Source organism: Niabella drilacis (assembly GCF_900101395.1).
Lineage (GTDB): Bacteria > Bacteroidota > Bacteroidia > Chitinophagales > Chitinophagaceae > Niabella > Niabella drilacis.
This window is the reverse complement of record NZ_FMZO01000001.1, coordinates 397120-423116: the sequence shown is the minus strand read 5'-3', so window position 1 is coordinate 423116 and position 25997 is coordinate 397120. Positions and strand designations below refer to the sequence as shown.

24 protein-coding genes and 1 tRNA gene are annotated in these 25997 nt (G+C 48.8%); 19 read left to right on the top strand and 6 right to left on the bottom strand.

Annotated elements, in window-relative coordinates; genetic code table 11:
• Positions 1-48 precede the first annotated feature (48 nt).
• The 6 genes from hisH to hisIE all read left to right on the top strand — a co-directional run bounded on the left by hisH (position 49) and on the right by hisIE (position 4151).
• Positions 49-633: an imidazole glycerol phosphate synthase subunit HisH gene (gene hisH / locus BLS44_RS01915; protein WP_090388318.1), complete on the top strand. Its 585-nt coding sequence runs from the start codon at positions 49-51 to the stop codon at positions 631-633.
• Between the two features lie 25 nt (positions 634-658).
• On the top strand, positions 659-1504 hold the full coding sequence (locus BLS44_RS01910) for a KilA-N domain-containing protein (protein ID WP_090388317.1): 846 nt from the start codon (positions 659-661) through the stop codon (positions 1502-1504).
• A 2-nt stretch (positions 1505-1506) separates the two neighbouring features.
• Positions 1507-2229: a 1-(5-phosphoribosyl)-5-[(5-phosphoribosylamino)methylideneamino]imidazole-4-carboxamide isomerase gene (hisA, locus tag BLS44_RS01905; RefSeq protein ID WP_090388316.1), complete on the top strand. Its 723-nt coding sequence runs from the start codon at positions 1507-1509 to the stop codon at positions 2227-2229.
• Positions 2230-2285: 56 nt separating this feature from the next.
• Entirely contained in the window at positions 2286-2687 is a 402-nt protein-coding gene (locus BLS44_RS01900) for a four helix bundle protein (RefSeq protein WP_090388611.1), read from the top strand.
• A gap of 35 nt (positions 2688-2722) precedes the next feature.
• Positions 2723-3478 (top strand): imidazole glycerol phosphate synthase subunit HisF, encoded by a 756-nt coding sequence (hisF, locus tag BLS44_RS01895; RefSeq protein ID WP_090388315.1) that lies wholly within the window; start codon positions 2723-2725, stop codon positions 3476-3478.
• 82 nt (positions 3479-3560) lie between these two features.
• A complete protein-coding gene (gene hisIE / locus BLS44_RS01890; RefSeq protein ID WP_090388314.1) occupies positions 3561-4151 on the top strand; it encodes a bifunctional phosphoribosyl-AMP cyclohydrolase/phosphoribosyl-ATP diphosphatase HisIE in 591 nt (196 codons plus the stop codon).
• A gap of 98 nt (positions 4152-4249) precedes the next feature.
• Here hisIE and BLS44_RS01885 read toward each other — a convergent pair whose 3' ends face one another.
• Complete coding sequence (locus BLS44_RS01885; RefSeq protein WP_143019631.1) at positions 4250-4948, bottom strand: hypothetical protein; 699 nt, start codon at positions 4946-4948, stop codon at positions 4250-4252.
• Between the two features lie 191 nt (positions 4949-5139).
• Here BLS44_RS01885 and BLS44_RS01880 point away from each other — a divergent pair, with 191 nt between their 5' ends.
• From BLS44_RS01880 to BLS44_RS01850, 6 genes are all read left to right on the top strand, one after another.
• Complete coding sequence (locus BLS44_RS01880) at positions 5140-5865, top strand: DUF4294 domain-containing protein (RefSeq protein ID WP_245729067.1); 726 nt, start codon at positions 5140-5142, stop codon at positions 5863-5865.
• Positions 5866-6087: 222 nt separating this feature from the next.
• Positions 6088-9630 carry a protein O-mannosyl-transferase family gene (locus BLS44_RS01870; RefSeq protein ID WP_090388311.1) on the top strand — a complete coding sequence of 1181 codons (3543 nt, stop codon included), beginning with the start codon at positions 6088-6090 and terminating at the stop codon, positions 9628-9630.
• A 387-nt stretch (positions 9631-10017) separates the two neighbouring features.
• Positions 10018-11115, top strand: a complete 1098-nt coding sequence (locus BLS44_RS01865; protein WP_090388310.1) for a vWA domain-containing protein — start codon at positions 10018-10020, stop codon at positions 11113-11115.
• Positions 11116-11216: 101 nt separating this feature from the next.
• Positions 11217-12743 (top strand): magnesium chelatase ATPase subunit I, encoded by a 1527-nt coding sequence (locus BLS44_RS01860; RefSeq protein ID WP_245729066.1) that lies wholly within the window; start codon positions 11217-11219, stop codon positions 12741-12743.
• Between the two features lie 124 nt (positions 12744-12867).
• Positions 12868-13341 (top strand): DUF4822 domain-containing protein, encoded by a 474-nt coding sequence (locus BLS44_RS01855; RefSeq protein ID WP_090388308.1) that lies wholly within the window; start codon positions 12868-12870, stop codon positions 13339-13341.
• Positions 13342-13430: 89 nt separating this feature from the next.
• The gene (locus BLS44_RS01850; RefSeq protein ID WP_090388307.1) at positions 13431-14282 is read left to right on the top strand and encodes a helix-turn-helix domain-containing protein; all 852 of its coding nucleotides are present in this window, start codon (positions 13431-13433) and stop codon (positions 14280-14282) included.
• A 199-nt stretch (positions 14283-14481) separates the two neighbouring features.
• Here the strand turns inward: BLS44_RS01850 and BLS44_RS01845 are convergent, their stop codons facing one another.
• Positions 14482-14925: an acyl-CoA thioesterase gene (locus BLS44_RS01845; RefSeq protein WP_090388306.1), complete on the bottom strand. Its 444-nt coding sequence runs from the start codon at positions 14923-14925 to the stop codon at positions 14482-14484.
• A gap of 139 nt (positions 14926-15064) precedes the next feature.
• Between BLS44_RS01845 and BLS44_RS01840 the strand changes: the two genes are divergently transcribed.
• Positions 15065-15793 carry an FKBP-type peptidyl-prolyl cis-trans isomerase gene (locus tag BLS44_RS01840; protein ID WP_090388305.1) on the top strand — a complete coding sequence of 243 codons (729 nt, stop codon included), beginning with the start codon at positions 15065-15067 and terminating at the stop codon, positions 15791-15793.
• Between the two features lie 46 nt (positions 15794-15839).
• Here the strand turns inward: BLS44_RS01840 and BLS44_RS01835 are convergent, their stop codons facing one another.
• The gene (locus BLS44_RS01835) at positions 15840-16325 is read right to left on the bottom strand and encodes an energy transducer TonB (protein ID WP_090388304.1); all 486 of its coding nucleotides are present in this window, start codon (positions 16323-16325) and stop codon (positions 15840-15842) included.
• An 89-nt stretch (positions 16326-16414) separates the two neighbouring features.
• The gene (locus BLS44_RS01830; protein WP_090388303.1) at positions 16415-16921 is read right to left on the bottom strand and encodes an Lrp/AsnC family transcriptional regulator; all 507 of its coding nucleotides are present in this window, start codon (positions 16919-16921) and stop codon (positions 16415-16417) included.
• A 123-nt stretch (positions 16922-17044) separates the two neighbouring features.
• On the opposite strand from BLS44_RS01830, the gene ahcY reads away from it, so the two are divergent.
• The 6 genes from ahcY to BLS44_RS01795 all read left to right on the top strand — a co-directional run bounded on the left by ahcY (position 17045) and on the right by BLS44_RS01795 (position 22494).
• Positions 17045-18373, top strand: a complete 1329-nt coding sequence (ahcY, locus tag BLS44_RS01825) for an adenosylhomocysteinase (RefSeq protein ID WP_090388302.1) — start codon at positions 17045-17047, stop codon at positions 18371-18373.
• A gap of 252 nt (positions 18374-18625) precedes the next feature.
• The gene (locus BLS44_RS01820; protein WP_090388301.1) at positions 18626-19069 is read left to right on the top strand and encodes a hypothetical protein; all 444 of its coding nucleotides are present in this window, start codon (positions 18626-18628) and stop codon (positions 19067-19069) included.
• Between the two features lie 301 nt (positions 19070-19370).
• Positions 19371-20171: a 3-keto-disaccharide hydrolase gene (locus BLS44_RS01815; protein ID WP_090388300.1), complete on the top strand. Its 801-nt coding sequence runs from the start codon at positions 19371-19373 to the stop codon at positions 20169-20171.
• A 44-nt stretch (positions 20172-20215) separates the two neighbouring features.
• A complete protein-coding gene (locus BLS44_RS01810) occupies positions 20216-21553 on the top strand; it encodes a Gfo/Idh/MocA family protein (RefSeq protein ID WP_090388299.1) in 1338 nt (445 codons plus the stop codon).
• A 509-nt stretch (positions 21554-22062) separates the two neighbouring features.
• Positions 22063-22136: transfer RNA gene (locus tag BLS44_RS01800), tRNA-Pro, on the top strand.
• Between the two features lie 112 nt (positions 22137-22248).
• Positions 22249-22494 (top strand): hypothetical protein, encoded by a 246-nt coding sequence (locus BLS44_RS01795; protein ID WP_143019630.1) that lies wholly within the window; start codon positions 22249-22251, stop codon positions 22492-22494.
• 14 nt (positions 22495-22508) lie between these two features.
• On the opposite strand, the gene BLS44_RS01790 is transcribed toward BLS44_RS01795, so the two are convergent.
• Together BLS44_RS01790 and BLS44_RS01785 are read right to left on the bottom strand one after the other, a co-directional pair.
• Positions 22509-24608: a beta-N-acetylhexosaminidase gene (locus BLS44_RS01790; RefSeq protein WP_090388296.1), complete on the bottom strand. Its 2100-nt coding sequence runs from the start codon at positions 24606-24608 to the stop codon at positions 22509-22511.
• 97 nt (positions 24609-24705) lie between these two features.
• Positions 24706-25860, bottom strand: a complete 1155-nt coding sequence (locus tag BLS44_RS01785; RefSeq protein ID WP_090388295.1) for a glycerate kinase — start codon at positions 25858-25860, stop codon at positions 24706-24708.
• Positions 25861-25997 lie beyond the last annotated feature (137 nt).

Here is a 25997-nt window from a genome sequence, read left to right as displayed (position 1 = left end):
GGTTTAATGGTTGACGTTGGACCTCAAACTTTAAACCTTAGACAAAAAATGAATACCGTAATCATAAAATACAACGCCGGCAATATTCAATCGGTGCTTTTTGCCCTTGAACGGATCGGGGTAAAGGCGATCGTTACGGATGAACCGGAGGCCATCCGCTCGGCAGACAAGCTCATCTTCCCCGGTGTGGGTGAAGCCAGTACAGCAATGGGTTATCTGAAAGAACGGAAGCTGGACCAGTTGATCCGGGAAGCAAAGCAACCTCTTTTGGGCATTTGCCTTGGGATGCAATTGCTGTGTGCCCATAGCGAAGAGAACGACACGCCCTGTTTGGGCATTTTTGATGTGGCCGTTAAAAAATTTATCAGCCCCGATCTGAAGATCCCGCAAATGGGCTGGAACCGCATTCATACAAAAGAAAGCCCGCTATTTAAAAATGTACCCGCAGATGCGTGGTGTTATTTTGTGCATAGTTACTATGCGGAGCTGAACCCCGCTACGATTGCCACAACAAACTATGCAACCGAATTCAGCAGCGCCATACACCGGGATAATTTTTATGGAGTGCAATTCCACCCCGAAAAGAGCGCGGAAGCCGGAGAACAGATATTGAAGAATTTTTTAGAACTTTGAGTGATTGAAGAACACTAAAAAATAAATGATGGCAACCAGGCAGATAAAAGAAACCATTCATGCCCAGGGGTATGAAATTTCAATTTATACAGAAGACTTTAAAAATGAGTATATATCGCTTACTGACATTGCCCGGTATAAAAGCGATGAGCCCTTTATTGTGATCAATAATTGGATGCGGGGAAAAGATACAATTCAGTTCATCGGATTATGGGAACAGCTGCACAACGAAAATTTTAAACCTATCGAATTCGATAGGTTTAAAAAAGAAGCTGGCTATAATGCGTTCACCCTCTCTCCTCAAAAGTGGATTGAGGCAACGGGCGCAATCGGTATTATCTCTAAATCGGGGCGTTATGGTGGTACTTTTGCCCATACGGATATTGCCTTTGAATTTGCCTCCTGGGTTTCTCCTGAATTTAAACTTTACCTGATCAAAGATTATAAACGGCTAAAAAACGAAGAGAACAGCCGGCTGTCGTTAAATTGGGACCTGAGCAGAACTCTTTCAAAACTCAATTACCGCATTCATACCGATGCCATTAAAGAAAATATCATCCCGAAAAGTATTACAAAAGAGCAGGCGGCCATTATCTATGCCCATGAAGCCGATGTGTTAAATGTGGCATTATTCGGCATTACGGCCAAACAATGGAGAGAACAAAACAGAACATTAAAAGGAAACATAAGAGATCAGGCAACGATCGAACAACTCCTGGTCTTAGCCAACCTGGAAAGTCTGAACGCGGCATTCATTAAAATGGGGTTGCCGCAGCATGAACGGCTGTTAAAACTGAATCAAACAGCCATCAGCCAGCTCACTTCACTATTAAAAAACAACACGATCAAACAAATCAAACAGATAAAGTAGTAATGGAAATTATCCCTGCAATAGATATTATAGAAGGAAAAGCCGTACGATTAAGCAAAGGCGACTACACACAGAAAAAAGTATACAATGAGCATCCGCTGGAGGTAGCCCGGCAGTTTGAAGATGCAGGCTTAAAACGCCTGCACCTGGTAGACCTGGATGGAGCGAAGGCCGGCCGTGTTGCCAACTGGAAAGTATTGGAAGTGATCGCAGGAAAAACCAGTCTTGTCATCGACTTCAGCGGCGGCATCAGCAGCGAAAAAGACGTTCAGATCACTTTTGACTCAGGAGCAGCTTATGCAGCCGTGGGCAGTATGGCCGTTAAGAAGCCCGTGGTATTCCAGGATTGGCTGACCGCCTTTGGCGTTGAAAAATTCATCCTGGGTGCGGATGTGCTGGACGAAAAAATAATGATCAAAGGATGGACCGAGGCCACGGAAATCAATATTTTTAATTTTCTGAAACATTACCGCACCAAAGGCATCCGGCAGTTCTTTTGCACCGATATCAGCAAAGACGGCCTCTTACAGGGCAGCTCCGATGAGCTGTATAAAAAAATAGTCGATGAAGTAACCGACCTGAAGCTGATCGCCAGCGGCGGTGTCAGCAGCCTTCAGGACCTGGAAAACCTGCAGGCCATTGGCTGTTATGGCGCCATTGTAGGAAAAGCGATATATGAAGGACGAATAAGTCTGAAAGAATTAACAATATTCAACAATTCATAGATCCTCTTAACAAAGAAATACTATTGTTTCACGTTTGAGGTTTAATGTTTGAAGTTATGGCAACCAATACCCGTTTTGAGGACCTGGAAATAGGGCAAATAGCAAGAATGCGCTCCTTAAGGGTCTTTGAATTAACGCAAAAAGAGCCTTTTTTCAAAGTTTTCAAATTTCGCGATCAGATCCGGGCTGCCGCACGATCTGCGATGGATAATATTGCCGAGGGGTTTGAACGTTCCTCTAAACTTGAGTTTATTAACTTCCTGAGCATCGCCAGGGGGTCTTCCGGAGCAATCAGATCTCAGCTCTATTCAGCGTCAGATCAAAAATATATCGAAGAACCGGTGCATCAGGAGTTGAATGAACGATATACAACTTTATCGTCAAAAATTGCACCCTTCATTGCCTATTTGAACAAATCCGAAGTAAAGGGGCAAAAAATTGCTGGTCGGTCTAAATAACCTCAAACAAAAAACTTCAAACCTCAAACAGAATCATGCTCGCAAAAAGAATCATTCCCTGCCTGGACATTAAAGACGGGCGTACAGTAAAAGGCACCAATTTTGTACAGTTACGGGATGCCGGGGACCCGGTAGAACTGGCCATGCGCTATTGTACTGAAGGTGCCGATGAACTGGTATTCCTGGATATTACGGCAACAGTGGATAAACGCAGGACCCTGGCGGAACTGGTACGCAATATTGCCACACATATCAATATCCCGTTTACCGTTGGGGGCGGTATCAATACGATAGATGATGTTTCGGTATTAATGGACCATGGTGCCGATAAGATCTCTGTAAACACTTCAGCTGTAAGAAACCCGCAACTGGTAAGCGATCTGGCAAAGAACTTTGGCAGTCAATGTGTGGTTGTAGCGATCGATATAAAGCGCTTCGATGGAGTATGGAAAGTGGTTACTCACGGAGGAAGAAATGCCACCGGCCTTATTGCAACCGAATGGGCTAAAACGGTAGCAGACCTGGGTGCCGGGGAGATCCTGCTGACCTCCATGGAAAATGATGGCACTAAAAACGGGTTTGCCATTGATATTACCAGGCAGATCAGCGAGAGCCTGTCTATACCCGTAATAGCCTCCGGCGGCGCGGGAACCATGCCTCATTTCAAAGAAGTATTTGAAGCAGGCGCCGCAGATGCCGCCCTGGCCGCCAGCATTTTCCATTTCGGGGAAATAGGGATCGGCGCGCTGAAGCATTACTTAAAAGAAAACAATATCCCCGTTCGGCTGTAATGGGTTCCATGTTTGACGTTGATGTTCGAAGTTGTTATATTGCAGATTTGAACATCAGACTTCAAACTTCAAACATTAAAAGATGATCAATTTTTCAAAATATGCTGACGGCCTTGCGCCGGTAATCATCCAGGACGCCGCTACCCAGCAGGTGTTGATGCTCGGATTTATGAATGCAGAAGCACTGGCCAAAACAAAGGCCGAAGGCCGGGTCACGTTCTATTCCCGCAGTAAACAGCGCCTGTGGACCAAGGGTGAAACATCCAACAACTTCCTCCTCGTAAAAGAGATCCTGGAGGATTGTGATGCCGATACCCTGCTGATCAGGGCCGCCCCCCAGGGGCCTACCTGCCATACCGGAACCGCCAGCTGTTTTGGCACCGCCAATGATACTTTTTCACTGCAGGCTTTGGAGCAGGTTATCCGCGACCGGAAAAACAATCCTACAGAAAAATCCTATACGGCCTCCCTTTTTGCCAAGGGCATCAATAAGATCGCCCAGAAAGTTGGCGAAGAAGCGGTTGAAATTGTGATCGAGGCAAAGGACGATAATAAAGAATTGTTCCTGGGAGAAGCCGCTGACCTGATGTTTCACTATCTGGTATTGTTACAGGCCAAAGGATTCCAGCTCGGGGACGTACTGGAAGTACTGGAGGCCCGGCATAAGAAATAAGACCCGGGCGTGCCGCCTGTGGTTTAAGGCTGAAAGCTGGCTGCCCCAAAATAATATGCACAGCCTCTGTATATTGCTGTTCAAAGGTTCATGAACGCCTACCAATCCCTGTTCTTTACGGTATGGTCCGTCATTACAGCCAGATTGAGCAGTGGCCGCTTCTTTATAACAGACCAGCGTTCCCCTGGATGGTCCTTTTCGGGAAAAAACTCGTTCCCGCCGGAAATTTCCTGCTTTTTGCCGGTCATGAAATTGTAACTGGTGGCTGACATTTCACCACTTGCCCTGTGCAATGAAGATACATCCAGCCCGATCAATTCAAACCTGCCCTGCTGAAAGCGGAACGTATAATCCCAGTCCGTAACCTCATAGCTGCCACAGCTCAGCCAATAATGAAATCCCATTTTTAATAGGCCCCGCTCAATACCGATGCTCCCTTCAGCAAAGGGATCAGCCAGGCAGGGATTGACAGCACTGTTTACGGAAGGCAGAAACTGATCAGTGCTTAAAATCTTCCGATAACCGCGTCCCTCCCTGAAATAGATCAATAAACGGCGCGGATTCAGATCCAGTGTATCCTGCCCCAATCCATCGTGGAGCTTAAAGTTACCGGCGCTGGTGTTTCGTATTACCAGCACGGCATCCGGCTGCTGATCTTTGTTCAGATCACCAGTGATCAGCGCATCGCACACCCACCCCCTGGGTACCTCCGTTTTAAAATAGTCAGGCAGTTTTTGCGGCTGTGCAGCAGAAAAATGAAAGCAGGCGATGGCCATAAAAAGAGAAAAGGTTTTCATAGGTTTTATATAGAACTTACCAGGATTTATTTAACTTACGCATTAAATTTAAAGACCATTTCCCAAAAATAAACGGGCTGCAGGTTCTGAAAAAATCAAACCCAAAAAAATTAAATTAATATTAACACCCAAAACCGGCCCCATCTACGGTTACTTTGCGAAGTTCAGCGTACCAATATTAAATTTGTGTATTGAATAAACAATATCGATACCTGGCAATACTGGCCATGTCCCTGTTAACGCTATTTGCTTTTGAGACTACTGCACTTGCGCAAACAACGGACACGGTGCGTGTGCCTCCTATGCCTACGCTGCAGGAGATCATGAAGGATTGGGGCCCGAGAGACTCCACAAAAGTAGCAGCCATCTGGTATGGCCCCGACTATAATTCTTTCAAAATGATGCCCTATTCCGAAGAGCCGAATATCTGGATATCCAAACTTCCCCCGGCACAGCTGGAAAAAGCCAAAAAAGAATGGAACCGCCTGCGCAATGCCGTATATGTGTGCTATCCCTACGCCCGTATTGCCGGTTCCACCATTAACCAGATCAGCCGCCAGCTACAGGGGGTTTCTGATAACAAGGCCCGGAAAGCCATCATCAAATCCAAAGAAAAAGAGCTCAAAAAACAGTTCTCCGACCCGCTTTCCAATCTCTCGGTGTACCAGGGTAAGGTATTAATGAAACTGATTTACCGGCAAACCGGGGCCGACTGTTATGAAATCATCAGAGAATACAAAGGGGGCCTGAATGCCCGGGTGTATCAGACGGTGGCCTTCTTCTACGGAAGCAGTCTGAAACAGGACTATGACATCCGTAAGGATCCCTTTGATCGCCAGATCGAGGATTTTGTACAGGAGATCAACACCACCTGGTATGGCAATCCGTACCGGCAGGGCTCCGCCACGTCCTTTTAGTACTATGTTTCCCTTCCGCGATGTACGGTAAACAGCCGCACCCGAAACCGGCGATCGGGCAGTGTTAAGGCCTGATTTCCCCATCGATACCGGCCCACAAAAGCAATGGTTTCAGCCATCTTTACCCGGGTTATAAAATATCTGTAATACTGACTGACATTCAACCAAAATGATTGGTTTATCCCTATTTTTGTCATCATTGAAAAAAAGACGCGTTTTAACATGAACTTCAAAAAAGTAAACAACCTGACCGGTTGGGTGGTTTTTGCCATTGCCACCCTCACTTATTCACTAACCCGGGAAGCCCGCGGCTCTCTTTGGGATTGTGGTGAATTTGTTGCTACTGCTTACAAATTACAGATGGCTCACCCTCCCGGTGCGCCTATGTTCAGTTTGCTGGGCCGGTTATTTATCCTGTTCTTTGGAGATAATCCGCAAACAGCGGCCAACGCCGTTAACTTTATGAGCGCCCTGGTAAGCGCAGCCACGATCCTGTTTCTTTTCTGGACCATCACGCACTTTGCAAGAAAAATGTTTGTACGTTCCGGTGAAGTGCTCAGCGGTCAGCAGATCTTTACTGTAATGGCTGCAGGAACCGTTGGTGCCCTGGCTTATACATTTTCCGACTCTTTCTGGTTCAGCGCTGTGGAAGGTGAGGTATATGCACTTTCATCCTTCTTTACCGGCCTGGTATTTTGGGCCATGCTGAAATGGGAACATGCGGATGAACTGGCGGGCGCCGATGAAACCGCAAGACTGCGCAGCGACCGCTGGATCGTATTCCTGTTCTTTATGATGGGGCTGTCCATAGGCGTACACCTGTTGAACCTGCTGACCATACCGGCTATTGTAATGATCTATTACTACCGGCGGTATACACCCAGCGTTAAAGGCTCCATCGGTGCATTCCTTATCGGCTGTGTCATCACAGGCATCATACAGGTAGCCATTATCCAGTACAGCATGAAAGCGGCCGGTCTTTTCGATATCCTGTTCGTTAACAGTTTTGGAATGCCCTTCTTCTCCGGGTTTACGGTATACTTCATTTTAATAGCACTGCTTGTTGCCATTGGCGTACGGTTCAGGTCCAATGTATCAAAAAGCGCAATCATCCTGTGGACAGCCGCCTTCTTCCTGCTGGCATTTTTACCTTTTGCCTTTGGAGGTACCATGGCGGCGGTAAAGATCATCCTGTTACTGATTGTGGGTGCAGCGCTGGGCTATTTTATCCGTCCAACGGCCCTTAAGATCATGAAACTGTTCCTCTGGTGTTTTGCTTTTATGATGCTGGGCTATTTCATGTATTTTACCAACATCATCCGAAGCAATGCCAATCCGGCCATTGACATGAACAATGTAGACAACCCTATCAACCTGGTTTACTACCTCAGCCGTGAGCAATACGGAACACAGCCCCTCCTTTATGGTGCGCATTATACAGCGGAAATAGACTATGACGAAAACGGCAGCCCCTTCGACATGGGCGAAATGAAATACGTTAAGGGAGACGATAAATACATCCCCATTGGCAGGGACCGTACCGTGCGTTATAAAAGCTCGGATAAGCAATTGTTTGTGCGGGTATGGGATTCCAGTAACGAGCAGGGGCACCAGGATTTCTATGCCGACTGGCTAGGTCTCTCCAAACCGGACCCCAACACGGGCCAGGGGGCTTACGGAGCTCCCAGCTATGCCGATAATATCAACTGGTTCATGAGCTATCAGACCAGCTTTATGTACATGCGTTATTTTATGTGGAATTTTGCCGGCAAGCAAAACGACCTGCAGGGATATGGCAACAAACGCGATGGAAACTGGATCTCCGGCATTTCATTAATGGACAATGCGCGGCTGGGCGATCAAGGCCAGATGCCCGACAGCATCAAACACAATAAAGCCCACAATGCCTTTTATATGCTGCCCTTTATTTTGGGTATCATCGGTTTTGTGTACCAGTTCCTCAAGAACCGGAAAGACTGGGTGGTTACCTTCCTCCTGTTCTTCTTTACCGGTATGGCCATTGTGCTGTACCTGAACCAGCCGGGTAACCAGCCCCGCGAACGGGACTATGCCTATGTAGGGTCCTTCTATGCATTTGCGGTTTGGATCGGTTTGGCCGTAGTAGCCCTGCTCCGCTCGGCCCTGGAAAAAGAAGACAAGGAAGCATTCCAGAAACTGCTGGTATACGGAGCATCCGGAACCTTCCTCATCACCGCGCTCAGCAGTATGTCCAGCACCTTCAGCGCTATTATTATTGCCAGCCTGGTGGCCGCTATCCTTTATGCCGCCGTACTGTATATCGTAACCTTTATAGGAAAAGCTGTTTCATCGGGAGGCGCCAATATCAGGCCCGCCAATATACTTGTGGCCTTGCTTTGCCTGGCAGTACCGGGTCTCATGGCGCAGCAGGAATGGAATGATCATGACCGGAGTCAAAAAACAATGGCGCCGGACCTGGCCAAAGACTACCTCGAAAGCTGTGCCCCCAATGCCATCGTATTTACAGTTGGGGATAATGATACCTACCCCTTATGGTATGCCCAGGAAGTAGAGAATGTGCGGCCCGATGTCCGTGTGATCAACACCAGCCTGCTGGGTATTGACTGGTATATTAACCAGCTGCGTTATAAGATCAATGATGCAGACAGCGTAGATGTAATCCTGACTCCCGAACAGATAGAAGGGCATAACCGCGAGTACCTGCGTTTTGCAGCGCCACAGCCGGGTCAGAATATTGATCCCAACGCATTCTTTCCTTTGGACCGCGTGATCCGGGAAGTAGTAGGAGCAAAAGTTCCAGACCCGGAAACAGGGCGCGATGTAGGCGCCAATTCCCTGCCGTTGCGCAAATTCTTTGTGCCTGTAGACAAGGCCCTGGTACATAAGAACGGAACCGCCAATCCAACAGACAGTGTCACGGATCAGTGGGCTTTCGAGATTCCTCCCTCAAAGGGCACCATCGGACGTAACGACCTGATGGTACTGGCCATCATCGCATCCAACCAATGGAAGCGTCCCATTTATTTTACATGGGCTTACGGAGATCTGGGTTTTGGACAAAACCTGAGAAAAGATGGTCTTACCTATCGCCTGGTACCCTTCCAGGTAAAAGCCCCCCAGGCTAACTGGGTGGTAGACCAGGCTTACCGCCAGATGCGGGCCGGTGGCACTTCCATACGGGATAACAACCAGGATGTAATGGCCAAAAACCTGCTGACCAAATTTGAGTTTGGCGGAGCCAATAAAAAAGGCGTTTATTTTGATGAAGTGAACCGGCAATACCTGCTTAATATCCGGAGTATCTTCGCTGAAGCAGCAGGAAATCTTGCCGATGCAGGAAAAAAGGATGAAGCGATCAAACTCCTGAACAAAGTAGAAGCCGGTATCCTTCCTGAAAATTTGCCCTATGCCATGACGAGCAGGTTTAACCAGCATAACCAGACGGGTTTAATGTATGCAGAAGCCTATTATAAGGCCGGCAAACTGGACATGGCCCGCAAAGTGATCACTGCGGTTAAGAAAGATGTAGCAGAGCAGCGGAAATACTATAACTATCTGAAGGCAGAAAAGCCCGAATACTATCAGGGATTTGCCGGTCTTGAAGAACCGCTTAACGATATTACGGATGCCGTTGCCGAAGCGATCGAAACACATTATGATCCCTTGAAGAAGGGTGAAAAAGCGCCGGTTCAGGAACTTTTGCCTACAGGTAATACGCCTGCAAAGGCAGCAGACAGTACTGCACCCGACAGTGCAAAAAAATAACGCTTTGCTATAAGAGCTGCAAATCCCTTCCACACCCGGAGGGGATTTTTTTATGCAACCATTTAGCCCCGTTTGCTGTTATAAACCAGCAGGAGTCAGGATACTGGAACGAATAATGCCCCGGTCACCGCGCCATCCGGGAAGCAGTCTCCAGGGCAAACGCATCTAAATTGGGTGAAAAGAGCGCACCTGGAGCATTTGCAGGTACAGTAAGTGCCTCGTGTTTATAGCAGGGTATTAAAGAGGAAACCCCGGCTCCTGTAGGAGCCGCGTAAAATTTCAGGCCAAACAAACACGCAGCTCCCCGGAGCAGAACAATGCTGAAATTAGACGCGTTTGCCCTGAAGCAGTCTCCTGTTTTTAGAAAAATAGTTTTACATTTAGTATATGAGAGGTATTCAATTCTCCGGCCTGGATCCGAATCGCCAGGACAAGTCTCCCTTCGAAAGAATGCTGGACGTTTTTATGCAGCTGCTCACCTACACCAGTGGCGATGCCGCCGAAGCCCTTCAGTGGCTGAACGAGCTCGACAAAGAATACCAGCTGGGCAGCGATGATTACGGAATGGGCGATTTCATAGAGGATCTTAAACAAAAGGGTTACATTACCGAAGATCATCAGAAAAGTGAAATAAAAATAACGCCCAAAACGGAACAGGGCATCCGGAAAAAAAGTCTCGAAGAGATTTTCGGAAAGCTTAAAAAGGCAGGAAAAGGCGATCACAAAACGTTTAAACCCGGGCAGGGCGATGAGCTCAATCCGGAAACCCGCCCCTTCCGGTTTGGAGATATGCTGGAGCAGATCGATTTTACAGAATCCATCCGCAATGCGCAGATCAACCACGGGATCGAAGCCTTCCGGATACAGGAAGAGGATCTGAGCATCCGGGAAACGGATTTCAAGACCCAGACCTCCACCGTGCTCATGATCGATATTTCGCATTCCATGATCCTCTACGGGGAAGACCGGATTACCCCCGCTAAGAAAGTAGCGATGGCCCTCAGTGAGCTGATCACAACCCGTTATCCCAAAGATACCCTGGATATCGTGGTCTTCGGCAATGACGCCTGGCCGGTTGAAATAAAAGACCTTCCCTACCTGCAGGTAGGACCTTATCATACCAACACGGTGGCCGGTCTGGAGCTGGCGATGGACCTGCTGCGGCGGAGAAAAAATCCCAACAAACAGATTTTTATGATCACCGACGGGAAACCGACCTGCTTAAAAATAGGAAAACGGTACTATAAAAATAGTTTCGGGCTCGACCGGAAAGTAGTAAACCGGTGTATGAACCTGGCTGCATCCTGTAAGAAGTTAAAGATCCCGATCACTACTTTTATGATCGCTACCGACCCCTACCTCCAGCGTTTTGTCCAGGAATTTACGGAGATGAATCATGGTAAGGCCTATTTTGCTTCGCTGGATAACCTGGGATCGTTTATCTTTAAAGACTTTGAAAGCGGCCGGTCCAAAACGGTGTTCTGATAGGGCCCGTAAAACCGCTCCTGCCTCATTTCAAACATTTCACTAAAAACTTCTCACTTTAAACATTTCACTAAAAACTTCTCACTAAAAACATCTCACTCGTGATAAAAACATTAGGCGCATTAAAAGCATCCGGATATCATCCAAAGTCCATCAAAGAAGAGATCCGGCAAAACCTTATTCAACAATTAAAAGCCGGTAATACTTCCTTTCCCGGTATTGTAGGCTATGAAGACTCTGTTATACCCGAAACCGAACGCGCCCTGCTGAGCAAGCACAATATCCTGTTCCTGGGGCTGCGCGGGCAGGCCAAAACCCGGATGGCCCGCCAGATGATCTCCCTGCTGGATGAATATATACCCGTGGTTGAAGGAAGCGACCTGAACGATGATCCGCTGAACCCTGTTTCCAAATATGCGCGGGACCTCATTGCCGAAAAAGGTGATGCCACTCCTATCACCTGGTTGTCAAGAGACCAGCGCTATGGCGAAAAGCTGGCCACGCCCGATGTGAGCGTAGCAGACCTGATCGGCGATATCGACCCCATAAAAGCAGCCAATCTGAAACTGAGTTTTGATGATGAGCGTGTGCTGCACTATGGCATCATACCCAGAAGCAACCGCTGCATTTTCGTGATCAACGAGCTGCCGGACCTCCAGGCGCGTATACAGGTATCCCTGTTCAATATCCTGGAGGAGGGTGATATCCAGATCAGGGGATTTAAATTGCGGCTGCCCCTCGATATCCTGTTTGTATTTACCGCCAACCCCGAAGACTACACCAACCGGGGCTCCATCGTAACACCGCTCAAAGACCGGATCCAGAGCCAGATACTGACCCACTATCCCAAAACCCTGGAGCATGCACTGGAGATCACCGGGCAGGAAGCAGGCATCCATGAGGAACAAAAAGAAACGGTAGCAGTCAGCGACCTGGTAAAACGACTTATTGAACAGGTAGCGTTTGAAGCCCGGAGCAGTGAGCTGGTAGACAAAAAAAGCGGTGTCAGCGCCCGTCTGACCATTTCTGCTTTTGAAAATGCCGTTAGTACGGCAGAACGCAGGGCGCTGGTCAATAAAGAAGCCACTACCCAGGTCTGGATCTCCGACCTCTCCGGGATCATTCCTTCTATAACAGGGAAAGTAGAACTGGTCTATGAAGGAGAACAGGAAGGCCCCTTCCAGGTAGCCATGAACCTTGTAGACAAAGCCATCCGCTCACAGTTCATCCAGTATTTTCCAAACCCCGAACAACTCAACAAAAAAAGAAATACCGGCAAGCCTTCTGCACAAAGCAAAGCCGACGAGAACCCTTACAAGCCGATCGTGAACTGGTTTGACAAAGGGAACACCCTCAACATCGACTATAACACCACGGATTCCGGGAAAGTGCAACAGCTTTACCAGGTAGACGGCCTTTTTCCATTGGTAAAAAAATATTTCCCAGGCACCAATGAGTTGCAGGCTGCTCTTTTAATGGAGTTTGTGCTATTTGGGCTCTCCTCCTACTCACTCATCAGCAAAAGACTTTTTGAAACAAAGGTTGAATTCAAGGACCTCTTCGGAAGTATGCTGGGCGCAGCTTCGGCAGAAGCATATGATAACCTTGAATTCGACGAGGACGAATGATCTCCGCAGGACGGTTCTACAGGATTCCGGGGCACCAGTTATAATTGGCACAAGGACTGGCAGGGTTCTCATATTTTTTTGCCCGCAACACAGGGTAGCTTTGCAGCAAATAAAACAATTAGTAATGAAAATTTCAGTTTTAGTTGCAGCAGCTGCTTTATTCCTCAGCTTTTTTGCTGCTTGTTCAAAAGACAATGACCCGGTTACACCTGTGCAAACACCCAGCCAGCTGTTATCCTCCACGGCATGGGAAACCACCAGTGCCAGAAACGCCCAGGGAGCCAGCGTGGCCCTTACCGATGACAATGTAAAGAACTATGTTGGATTTGCGTACTTCAAAACCAATACGCAATTCACTATGTACAATTTAGATAACAGCCCCAAGATGCACGGAGACTGGTGGCTGTCCTTGGATGGCAAATCAAGGTTTATCATCGCAAGAGATGCCAACGGTGCCCAGATATTCAAGCGCGAAGTACCAATCACCGTGCTGACCAACAAGGAATTCACTTACCGGACTTATCCGGATCCAGGTAATACATCGGTGTATATAGACATTGTACACACACCTACCACCCATCAGGAACCAACAAATTAATTAAGAAATGTACCGTTACAAAGGTCTGCCACCGGCAGGCCTTTTTTTGTTGCAGCGATTCCCTATATTTATGGGATATTCCAAAAGATATGCCTGCCAAGATCCCTGTTTTGAACCTGGATAATTTTGCCTTTAATGCGGTGAACGGCATCACTATACTCAATCATGTACTCAAAGGAAGCAACCGGATCACGAAGCCACATAAGCACAATTTCTACCTGTTCTTTCTCATTCACGAAAGCAGCGGCAGCCACACCATCGATTTTATAGAACATCCGGTAAACAACCACCAGATCCATGTGCTCTTGCCCGGCCAGGTACATCACTGGCACCTGGATGCGGCAACCACAGGTTTTCAGCTGATGATCAGCGAAGCGATCTTTCAAACCATGATCAATTATCTCAGCTTCAGCCCCCTGTTTTACTTCCGGCATCCCGTATTATCCCTCGATGATTACCGCTTCGGTATCTTTCATCATGAATTTCAGCAGCTGGATGAAGAGCTCCGGAACACCCGGCCCAATCTCGACATCATCCACACCCGGTGCAAATTAATTGTTCAGCTGTTAGGAAAGGAACAGGAAAACCAGTCGGAGATCATTCAAAAAATGAAATCCAATCCCCTGGTCATCCGGTATACTACTATGGTCAACGAGCAGTTTCGGGAGCACCGGTCCGTTGCCTATTATGCCCGGCAATTAAATATCACACCCAATTATCTCAATATCCTTTGCAAACGATCACTGTACGCATCTGCCAATGAACTGATCCAAAAAAGATTGGTTCTTGAGTCGAAACGCCTGCTGGAGGTCTCCGGCAAAAGCATCAAGGAAATCGCTTATGAACTTGGGTTTTATGACACCTCCAATTTTTCCAACTTTTTTAAATCCCAAACAGGCACAGCGCCCAAAGTGTTCAGGGCACATAAAAATGAGCCCTGATAAAACGGGACCATCATCGCGCTGCACGTTTGCCCGTTGATCTTATTGGATGCCGGGTAACAAAAAGCAGCGGTCATCAGGTTTTTCATTCCCCGGGAGCCTTTCTCTGCCCGACACGTATGCGGCAGCCAGCAGGATACACCATACCGGCAGGCGGATCTGCGAAATCCTGTCAGCAAAACGCCATTTCAAACCGCTTCTAAGAAGGTTCGAGCCATTTAAAACTCCCGGCCAGCGGCATAGCCCCATAAGCAGCCGCAACTTCCGCCGGTGGCACCGTAAGTTTCCGCTTCATCGTATCGATCCAGGCCCCTTCAAGGGAGATCACCGCAGCCAGTGTATCGCCATTCTTATAGATCCTGTGCTGCATAGCCCAGCGACTGAAATCCCTCCGTGACTGGGTCAGTTCCAGGTCAATGATCACCGTATCTTCCAGCCGGACCTCTTTTTTAAATACACACTCCTCCCGGAAAATGACCGGTCCCACCTGCAGCTCCATCATACGCAAAGTAGTTAATCCCTGTTCCGAAAGGAACCGGATCCGGCAGTAAGCTCCCCAGTCGTAATAAACACTGTGCCGTAAATGCCCGTTCAGGTCCAGGTCGGCCCAGCGGATCTGCAGTTGTTGCGTAAACTGTTCCATAATTGGCGGTTCATACCGATTTTTCTGTATAATTAACAAACTTACAAATGTCAACAATTAAAATTATGAAAAAGGGTCGCTATATTTACCGTTTCGATCCCGAGGATCAAATTTGAACAGTGTGTAAAACAAAAAAACAATGAAGTATCTTTTTACAATCGGGCTGCTGGCCACAGGCAGTCTATCACTTTTAGCCCAATCAAAGGCAAAACCCAAACCAACAACTGTGAAAAAGCCCGCAGTGGCCCCAGCCCCCGCAGCAGCATCTTCTTTAAAAACGCTGACAGACTCAGCCAGCTATGCCATAGGTGTCAACATTGCCCAATCGATGAAAAAGGACCTGGGCGACATCAATACCAATATTATGATGGGCGCTATGAAAGCAACGTTTGAGGGTAAAAAGCCCCTGCTGGACGATGACATTTTAATGAATGTGATCATGGCTTATTCAGAAAAGGCCAAGGAGGCTGAGGCAAAAATAACCATCGATGCCGGCCGGGCATTTCTCGCCAGGAACAAAACACAGCCAGGTGTTACCACCACCGCCAGCGGATTGCAATACATCGTATTGAAAGAAGGAACCGGTGAAAAACCAGGACCCACAGACACCGCAATCTGTAACTACAGGGGCTCCTTATTAGACAGCACCGAATTTGACAACTCCTACGACCGGGGTGAGCCGCTTACCATACCGGTATCCGGTGTTATTAAAGGATGGACGGAAGGATTGCAATTAATGAGCAAGGGCGCCAAATACAAATTCTTTATCCCCTATGAGCTGGGTTATGGCCTCAGAGGAGCGCCTCCCACTATTCCCGGCGGAAGCGTACTTGTTTTTGAATTGGAATTAGTAGACGTAAAGAAATAAGGCCTGATATTAGCCCGGGCATTGTAATAGGATGTGCGGGCTAATATCAGAAAATGAAACGTTTCCTTGCCCTCTTTTTTTTAGGCGTTTCGCTTATTTCGAATGTGATATTCTGTTTCCTGTAGGCTTTCTCATAGGTTCCTTTTTTAATAGCAGGCAACCACCTTACTGATCTTTTAATCACGCGGACCAGTTCCTCTTCCATACCATAACCATGTCTGGTAAGCGGTTTTATCTGATCGATCAACCCTTCCGGCGTAATAACAAATTGGACACATACGGTATAGCTGCCTGGTTTAGCTCCTGCTTTTATGGGTATATCACCGTTCACTTCTGCCTCCATAAAGCGCTTCCAGGCATCATCTCCCCCGGGATATTCGGCATCCCGGTCCGGGTTTCCCAAAACCGCTTCGGGAAGTGTATCGCGTAACGCCTGATTACAGGCAGTTTGCCTTTGACAGGAAATAGCAAATCCTCTTACTGAAACAGTTACAAGCAGCAGGACAAGGATTAAGCGTATGGGGGGCTTCATCCGCCAAATATAAATAACAAATTGTTAAAAACCCGAAGCCGTTCAAAGCCGGTTGCTATGAGGCGATGCTGTCTCTTACTTCCTGCGCATCAGAAAATAATTTTGTGTGTATCCTTGATCACCCCCATTACAAACACGCTTTGCACATGCCCCAGGTTTTCGACCTGGCTCAGCCGGTTTACATGAAAATCATAAAAGCCTGCCATATCCTTTGCACGCACTTTTAGCATAAAATCAAACTCGCCGGAAATACTGTAACATTCCACCACTTCATTCAGCCCGTTGATAGCCTGGATGAATTTCAGACCTGCCTTTTTATCATGCTGTTTCAGTGAAACATAGCAGATCACCATCAGCCCCTGGTCCAGCTTCTGAGCGTCCAGCAAGGTTGCGTACTGCCGGATAACCCCCGACTCCTCCAGGCGACGGATCCGCTCATGAACCGGTGTAGGGCTTAAATGAACCCGGGCTGCAATTTCTGTTACCGATATACGGGCATGCTCCTGCAGGTGCCTCAGGATTTCCCGGTCCTTGGCATCCAGCTCAGGGGCTGTTGCGGGTGCAGCCGATTCTTCTGTTTTCGTACTTCTCTTCATCCTGTAATAGTATTTATCCCTATAAATTTACAAAACAACAGGGAATACTACTTATTAAAAAGAATTCATGTAGTGTTTTCTTCTAAGGCGTACCTTTGACGTCTAAAAAAAATCATAGTATATATGTCCACTGTAACAAAATCCCAGATAGACTTTGACCTGAAGTACAAAGTTGCCGATATCAGCCTGGCAGACTGGGGACGTAAAGAAATAAGACTGGCCGAAGCAGAGATGCCCGGCTTAATGAGCATCCGCAAGGAGTACGCCGGAGCCCAGCCACTGAAGGGAGCCCGTATTGCCGGATGTTTGCACATGACCATCCAGACCGCCGTGCTGATCGAAACCCTGGTGGCGCTCGGAGCGGAAGTAAAATGGAGCTCCTGCAATATCTTTTCTACACAGGACCATGCCGCCGCGGCTATTGCAGCAGCAGGCGTTGGCGTATTTGCCTGGAAAGGGCAAACACAGCAGGAGGCCGACTGGTGCATTGAGCAAACCCTGTTCTTTGGCGGGGCAGACCGTCCGTTGAACATGATCCTCGACGATGGCGGCGACCTTACCAATATGGTACTGGATACTTACCCCGAGCTGGTTCAGCATGTAAAAGGCATCAGCGAAGAAACCACTACCGGTGTTCACCGCTTATATGAAAGGGTGGCCAAAGGTACCCTGCCCATGCCTGCTATCAACGTGAACGATTCTGTTACCAAATCCAAATTTGACAATAAATACGGATGTAAAGAATCCCTGGTGGATGCCATCCGTCGTGCAACCGATGTAATGCTGGCCGGCAAGGTAGCGGTTGTAGGTGGTTATGGTGATGTAGGCAAAGGATCTGCCGCTTCCCTGAGCGGTGCCGGATGCCGGGTGATTGTTACGGAGATCGATCCTATCTGCGCGCTTCAGGCAGCAATGGATGGCTACGAAGTAAAGAAAATGATCGATGCGGTTAAGGAAGCCGATATCGTGGTAACCGCCAGCGGATGCCGTGACCTGATCACCGCCGAGCATTTCAAAGCCATGAAAGATAAAGCCATTGTATGCAATATCGGCCACTTCGATATTGAGATCGACGTGGCCTGGCTGAACCAGAATTATGGTCATACCAAAGATACCGTTAAGCCACAGGTGGATATTTACAATATCGATGGCAACGACATCATCCTGCTGGCCGAAGGCCGCCTGGTGAACCTGGGCTGTGCCACCGGGCATCCCAGCTTTGTAATGAGCAACTCGTTCTCTAACCAGACCCTGGCCCAGATCGAGCTCTGGACCAATAACGATCAATATGAGAACAAGGTATATGTGCTGCCCAAACACCTCGATGAAAAAGTAGCCCGGCTGCACCTTGCTAAGATCGGAGTAGAACTGGATACCCTCACTCCCGCCCAGGCCGCTTATCTCGGTATTCCGGCAGAAGGACCGTTCAAACCGGAATTATACAGGTATTAATAACATCCTTTTATAAAAAAACGCACTCTTAACCGGGTGCGTTTTTTTATGCAACAATTAACATTTGTTTATCGCAATACCGGATCCCTTCACTACAGCCCATTATAAATATTCATTATCTTCCACACCGGAAAAGGTTGCTATAATACCGACGGTGCGCGTATAAGATCAAACGCAATATTCCGTTCTTCCTTACTGCGGTTTTGAGATCATACAGTGGCCGGTTCCATTGAACGCTAAAACAACCCGATTATGAAAAAATGGTACCTGCCCGTTTTGCTTATTACGCTGCTTGCATTCACCGGCTGCAGCAAAGACCTTCTTAAACGATATGAAAAAAGGATCGTTGGCGATTGGGATGTGGAAGTCATAAACCTTTCCGGTTCGGGCGGCCTGCCTGTAACCTTTGGCGAAGGCAGCTATCATTTTTCCGAAGACCGATCCTTTACCTTTACAAGCCTCCGGGGAATACAGTATAACGGGAATTGGAAAATACAAAAGTACGGATCAGACGACAATTGCAGCGGTTGCAGTTCCAACAATATACACTCCTTGCTGGTAAGCGCTGCGGATGGGTCCGGGGAGTTGAAATCAGATTATTTTAACACGATCCGGTTCTCCGATACCGACAACCAGTTCAGCGCCACCATGGTGAACGGAACACGAAGCGCTGTTTTTAAATTCAGCAGAAAATAGTGTTGACCAGGTGTCAGACAGGACAAACACGGGACTCTTTTGGAGCCCGGTTGATCAAAATGACACAACTGCTATAAACCCAACACTGCTCCGGAGCTGGTCATGCTGAAACCAGATGCGTGTATCCGGGCGTTTAGAGAACCCTGCTGCCCCCTGTTATCAGCAGCTGCAGCACCGGTAGCCCCGATGGTCCTTTTCGAAATTTATATGCCCGTCATAATGGTTATTTCACTATTTTAGCCCCTGTATTAAAGAAATACAAAACCGGTTCATTCATTTCCTGCCATTGATTTCGTTTTTTATGAAGTTATTTTCTACTCAGTACCTGGTCCTGGTCCCTGCTTTTATATTGCTGGGAGCCAATGTTTCCCGTCAGTCATCTCATCAGCCAGACACTTTTGTTGCAGCAAGAACTAAAAAAAGCATTAACCTGCTGGACAAAAACCATGCGGACAAATGGAGGGGATATAACGGGAAAACACTGCCCCCTGGCTGGACCATCAGCAACGGCATGTTATGGATGAATAACGAGGCCAAAGCAACCACTGCTTATAAAGGCGGGCGGGATGTTATCTTTACCGGCCAGGAATTTGAATATTTTGAACTGACGGTAGACTGGAAAATAGCTGCGGGTGGCAATAGCGGTATCTTTTATCATGTGAAAGAAGGGTATGATGGCCCCTCGAGCATCAGCCCGGAGTACCAGCTGATCGATGATGAAAACTTTGCAAGCATGCACCCGGATCTGAAGGACTACAATTCGCAGTTTGGCGCGGCACACCCGGAACAATTACAGGACTGGCAAAAAACCGGTGCCGATTATGCGATGCATCCGGCAGACGAGGCGAGGAAGCTGCTTCACCCTGTTGGCCAATGGAATACCACTAAAATAGTAGTGGCCCCTGGCCGTACAGAGCACTGGCTGAACGGTGTAAAGCTCCTGAGTTTTGAACCCTGGTCGGCCGACTGGTATGCCCGTAAAAAAGCCGGTAAATGGGCAAAAAGTGCGCTCTATGGCACTTTCAAAACGGGCTATATCGCATTTCAATACCACGGAAGTTCCCTGTGGTTTAAGAACGTCATAGTAAAGCCGCTTCAATAAACCCGGCCCGGATGAATGATTTATTTTAAAAACAATATACACATATGAAAAGAAGAAGTTTTATAAAAGCTACGGCAGCCGGATCGCTCGCCTTCGTGCTTCCGCTTTCGTCGTCAGCCTTTGCTCCCGGGAAAAAATTAAGGGTTGCCCAGGTCGGGTTAGGATCCATGGGCACCGGTGATCTGGCCGCAATTGCCTCACACCCCCTGGTAGAGATCGTTGCGCTCTGTGATGTGGACAGCAATAGCCTGAATGCCGCAAAAGCTCGATATGCCGGTGCAAAGACTTTTACTGACTATAAGGAGCTGTTTAAAACCATGGGCAATGAAATTGATGCGGTAGTGGTCTCTACCACCGATCATGCGCATGCACCTGTTTCGCTGGCCGCAATGGAAATGAACAAACACGTGTATTGTCAAAAGCCACTGACCCACTATATTGCTGAATCGCGGAAAATGGATGCTGTAGCCGCTCAAAAAAAGCTGGTGACCCAAATGGGTATACAGGTGCATTCCTTCTACGATTACAAACTGGCCACCATTCTTATTCAAAAAGGAATTATAGGAAAGGTAAAAAAAGTAATAGCATGGTCCCCCAAAGTATGGGGATATGATGGTGAAGCACCGGAGGGAAGCGATCCTATACCAGAAGGGCTGAACTGGGATCTGTGGCTGGGTACTGCTAAAAAGCGGCCCTATAAGAAAGGGTTCTACCACCCGGGCAACTGGAGAAAATGTATCGACTATGGCTGCGGTACCCTGGGCGACATGGGCGTTCATATTTTTGATACCCCTTACAATGCGTTAAAGCTAAGCGTGCCCCTAACAGTTAAGAACGAGTGCAGAGCCCCCAATGATTTTGGCCATGCTGAAAAAAATCATGTCACTTATGTTTTCCCCGGAACCCCCTATACCGCAAAAACGCTGGAATGGGTATGGTACGATGGTAAGGGTGCCCCGGAGGCGCAGGCAGCGCTGGAACTTCCGGGTGGTGAGGCATTGCCGGACCAGGGTGCCATGTTTATTGGCGAAAACGGGCAACGCCTGTTGTTACCGCACTTTATGCAATTGCCCAAACTGATCGTAAATAATAAATTTGAGCCGATCGACATCAAAAAATACGATCCCAAGGGAGCAGCGGGCAAACCAACTACCAGCTACGACGCAGAAACGCCCAAGCACTACCACGAGTTTGTAGATGCCTGCCTTGGTAAAGCAAAGTGCAGTGCGCCATTCTCCTACTCTGCCAAACTTACGGAAGTGATCCTGCTGGGCGTTATTGCAGCACGGTTCCCCAATGAAACATTACATTGGGATGGCAAGCAGGCGCGGTTTAAAGAAGATAAAGCAAACCACTTTATAGCAGGCGGAAGTATTTCCTGACGCTGCGGTCAGCGCCTTTCCTGTTGACAGAACAGCCCTATCATATCAATGCACAACTGTTGATATGATAGGGCTTATTCTATGACAACCGGAAACATCATCGCTTTCCCCCTGAATAACCACGCAGCCAGCCGTCTTAAAAGCCGGAACCCGTTACTGCCGCGCATATCTTCTGTCCAGGCATTGAAAGGACCTCTTTCCGCTCCATCCAAGGGGTGTTCAACCCTCCTGAGCTTTGCAGCAATCAACGGGAATCCCGCTACATTGGTGTTCGCCGGTCTTCTTTCCAAAACAGATAAAGAAGGCGCCATCTTTATCTCAAGAATACGGAACCGGGTGATCCGGGCCCAAAGAAGCACATGTAGCAGTCAGGTTTCGGCAAATCTTGCTGACGCCTGAACCAAGTACAATAATCCGTAGTGTTTCCACAATCCGTCTATGGAGAAATAAATGGGGGAAGTCTGTAAAAAATTCCAAAACTTATTATATATTGCGGCCCCTTCTGTTTTCGGGATGTAGCGCAGCCCGGTAGCGCGCTTCGTTCGGGACGAAGAGGCCGCTGGTTCGAATCCAGTCATCCCGACACAAAAGCTTGATTATCAATAAAATATTCAAGCTTTTTTTATACCCGGACCGATAGAGATTCACATAAGTGTGCCCGGTTGCGAAACAGTATTGAGACAGCCAGCTATCGGATGACGACACCAGTAAACGGGTATTTCACCGGGGGATCAACACTCCTGAAATGCATCAGTGATGAAACAGATATACTGGCTCCTGTTCATCCCGGTGATCCGTGGAAACACAACAGGAACAGATCCAATGCAAAGGCTTGCTCCGCAGAGCATCCTGCCGGTGGTGCAGAAAACATACAGAACACACAATCCATCAGTGCTCCACGCAGTATCTGCAAAGCACTGCCCCGTATCTTTCTACCATAAAATAAAATGCTCATTCATTTAACAGCAGCGCGAACCTGTATCATATGATCTCTTTCCCAGTTTCCCGCCCGGCCTTTCTTAACGGGTACAAAGGCAAAGCTCCAGTTCTGTTCCTTATAGGCACGGGGTACCCGCACTACTATTTTATTCCAGCCCTTTTGCAGCGGTATAGCGGCGGGTGGCCGGCTCCAATAAAATTCTTCGTCGGTAAACGGGATCTCATTGGCCGGCGTTTCCCAGGTAGCTTTCAGATACCGGTTTGCCCCCGGAGCATTCCATGTGGGCCCTGCCAGTTCCTCCCCATTGATGAAGACAGCGCCGCCGTTCGCGTCCCATTTTCCATCCTGCGGAATTCCGCCACTGCGCCGGTTACTGCGGGCCGCCGTTTCAAAACCTGTTATGGCATGCATGATCCTTCCTGTTTTTACATATACATACCCCGTCAGGTAAACGGTTTCATCCACCCCGGAGCTTAGTACCTTAGCCCCCAGCATATCGTTAAAGCGAAAGACGCCCCCGGCAACAACGGTGGTAGCAACACGGTCTCTTTGATTTGTTTTCAACTCTGGTGTAAAAGCCCTGTTTACAGCATCTTCCCTGCTCCTGTGAAAAGGGCCGCTCATAGTCCATTCCAGATCAGCCAGGGCATGATAAGGAAATGGATCGTTGTTAAAAAAAAGCAGCTGATGCCGGTACATACGGCTTTCAAACTCCCGGAAGTATCCATTGGCCGGTGTGCCCGGAAGCGGAAGCCGATTCATATAAATACTGTTATAACCTGACCGGCCGCACCAGGCGGCCTCACTGTAGGCAATAGCGCCGGGCCATACAGGGTTGTGTAACAGGATCCTGCTTTTATCATCTACCCGCACATCCGGCCAGCAACATACGATCCCTCCCCACGCCAGGCTATCGCCCCGGGGCCGGTTGCAGATCTGCTGAAAAAAGTAACGTTGTATGAGGCTATAGGCATCAAAATAATTCAGATAACCGGAATAAGAATCCACAACGGGATTATTGCTGTTGCGGATACCTGCGCTGCCGTCATCCCGCCAATGCTGTTCGATCGTACCAGGCTCCGGCGGCAACCCGGGGTTCCAGACCATTACCCGGCGTCCATTGCGTTTTACCCGATCGGTCATCCGCCTGATAAACGCTGCCGGGTTAGCGATCCCCACTTCATCCGAACCGATATGGATCACCGGGCAATCTTCCGCCGGGATCTGCGCACAAAACTCGTCGATCAGTTTTTCCAGTACCGCCATACCCTGCTCACTTTCCATCTTAAATCCAAAAGCAGGTTCAAAATACCGGCTATGCCCCGGCATATCCAGCTCTGGTATGATCCGGATCGATCGCTTCCGGGCAAAAGCGATGAGGTCTCTTATGGCATCAAACGAATACGTGCTGTCCGGATCCCGGCCTGCTTTTCTTTTTGCCGGGTCATTCAGCTGCGGGTATATCCTGCTTTCCGGTCGCCAGGCCGGGTTATCCGTCAAATGCCAGTGAAAGGTATTGAACTTATACCAGGAAAGCTTTTCCAACTGAGCTTTTAGCAGGGCCACAGGCTGAAAATTGCGGCCGTTATCATGCATAAAGCCCCGCAATCCAAATGCCGGCCAATCAGTAATGGTACATCCATATATCGTGTTCTCAGCGGTCTTCTGCGCCAGCAACTGCCGCAGCGTTTGCACTCCATAGTAAAACCCCGCAGCATCACTGGCCCGGATCGTAATAACGGCAGGCATTACCTGCAACTGGTATCCTTCCTTTACCGGTTGTCTTTTTTTCTCAAACAGGATCCGCGGAACCGTATTCTTCCCGTTTGCGCTCGCCTGTATCCCGCACTGTTGCAGCAGTTCCCTCAAGGAGCGAACGGCATCACCTGCCAGGCCGTTCATTGCACCCTGTATCCGGATGCTCATGTTCCGTTGCAATTTCATGGGTTGCCCCGTCCACACCACTTCCTGCGGAAAAGGGATCAGCGCTACCGGCGCGGCGCCTAATGCCTCCATGGTATGCGGCGATTGCCATTGCCCGTTTGTATGCTGCTGGCCTGCAACCGGCCGTACCACCAGCAGCAGCAGGAGCAGCCATCCATTTCTAAATTTCATAGAGATCCGATTCTTTGTTCCTGTGATCAAATTTTATATTATCGGGCAGCCGGCACCACCGCACCGCTGACCCGGAGCACATCCTTCGCCGATGCGATCAGACAAGAGCGTTACCACTCCGGTTTTGCGCCTGTAATGCCACCCCGATCCTTAGACCGGTGCGGACAAGGTTAACACGCGTTTGCCGGATAGCTTCTTCAAGCGCTACCGGCTGTTCATTAATCGGCCAGAGCGTTTGAAAATAGCGCTGTAATTCCGGGTCCGGGATCTCCGGCACTTTCCCCGCAACGCCAACGACGGGAATCCCCCTTTGCTTTGCCATGACCGCCACTCCGAAGGGCGCTTTCCCCTCCAGGGTCTGGTGATCGATCGACCCTTCGCCGGTGATGACCCAACCGGCGCCTTCCAGTTCCTGTTCAAAATTTATTCTCTCCAAAAAATACCCGATCCCATCCACGATCGCCACATTGCAAAAAGCCGATAAACCGGCCGCTATCCCCCCCGCGGCCCCGCTCGATTCCGGCTTATTGATATCTATGCCGGTAGTCAGTAATACAACCTGGCGCCACCGCTGCAATGCCGCCTCCAGTAACGCCACATCGCGGGCACCGGCGCCTTTCTGCGGCCCAAAAACGGCGGCAGCCCCCTTTGCTCCCAGCAAATGATTTTTTACATCACACAGGATCCTGATCTTCAACCTGCGCAGCCGCTGATCCAGCCCCGCCACACCGATTGATCCGAGGTTAACAAGGTCTGCCGGAAGCCGTTGCAGTGTTGCGCCATTTGAGGCGAGGAGCTGCAGTCCCAGCGCCCTTAATGCACCGGTGCCGCCATCTACGGTAGCACTCCCCCCGATACAAAGCAACAGCTCCCCCGCCCCGTGATCCAGTGCTGCCTTTATCAGCTGACCGCACCCTGTTGTATCGGCCTCCAGCGGCTTGTATTCCCCGGTATTAAGCAGGCGCAGACCGGAGGCATCCGCCATTTCAATGATCGCGGTCCCTGTTTCCTTTATCCATCCAAAGGGAGCCTTAACAGGTCTGCCGAGCGGATCTGCGACCTCCGCAACCACAGGTTCTGCACCCAGGTACTGCTGCAGCAGGCTACCCGTTCCGTCTCCCCCATCTCCAACAGGGCAGCAAACCATGGCGCCGGTATAACCACTGCTCCTGATACCCTCCGCCAATGCGGCCGCTACTGCAGCAGCCGGCAGACTATTCTTAAATGCATTCGGCGCTATGACGATCTTCATTTACAAAATGATTAAGGACAACAAATACACCATGGTGATGCCGGTGATGGCCATCCATACTGTAGCCGCGCTGTATACCTGCAATACCGGTGCGGCGGATCATTGATTGGTTCTGCCCGTTTAGCACTACGCACCGG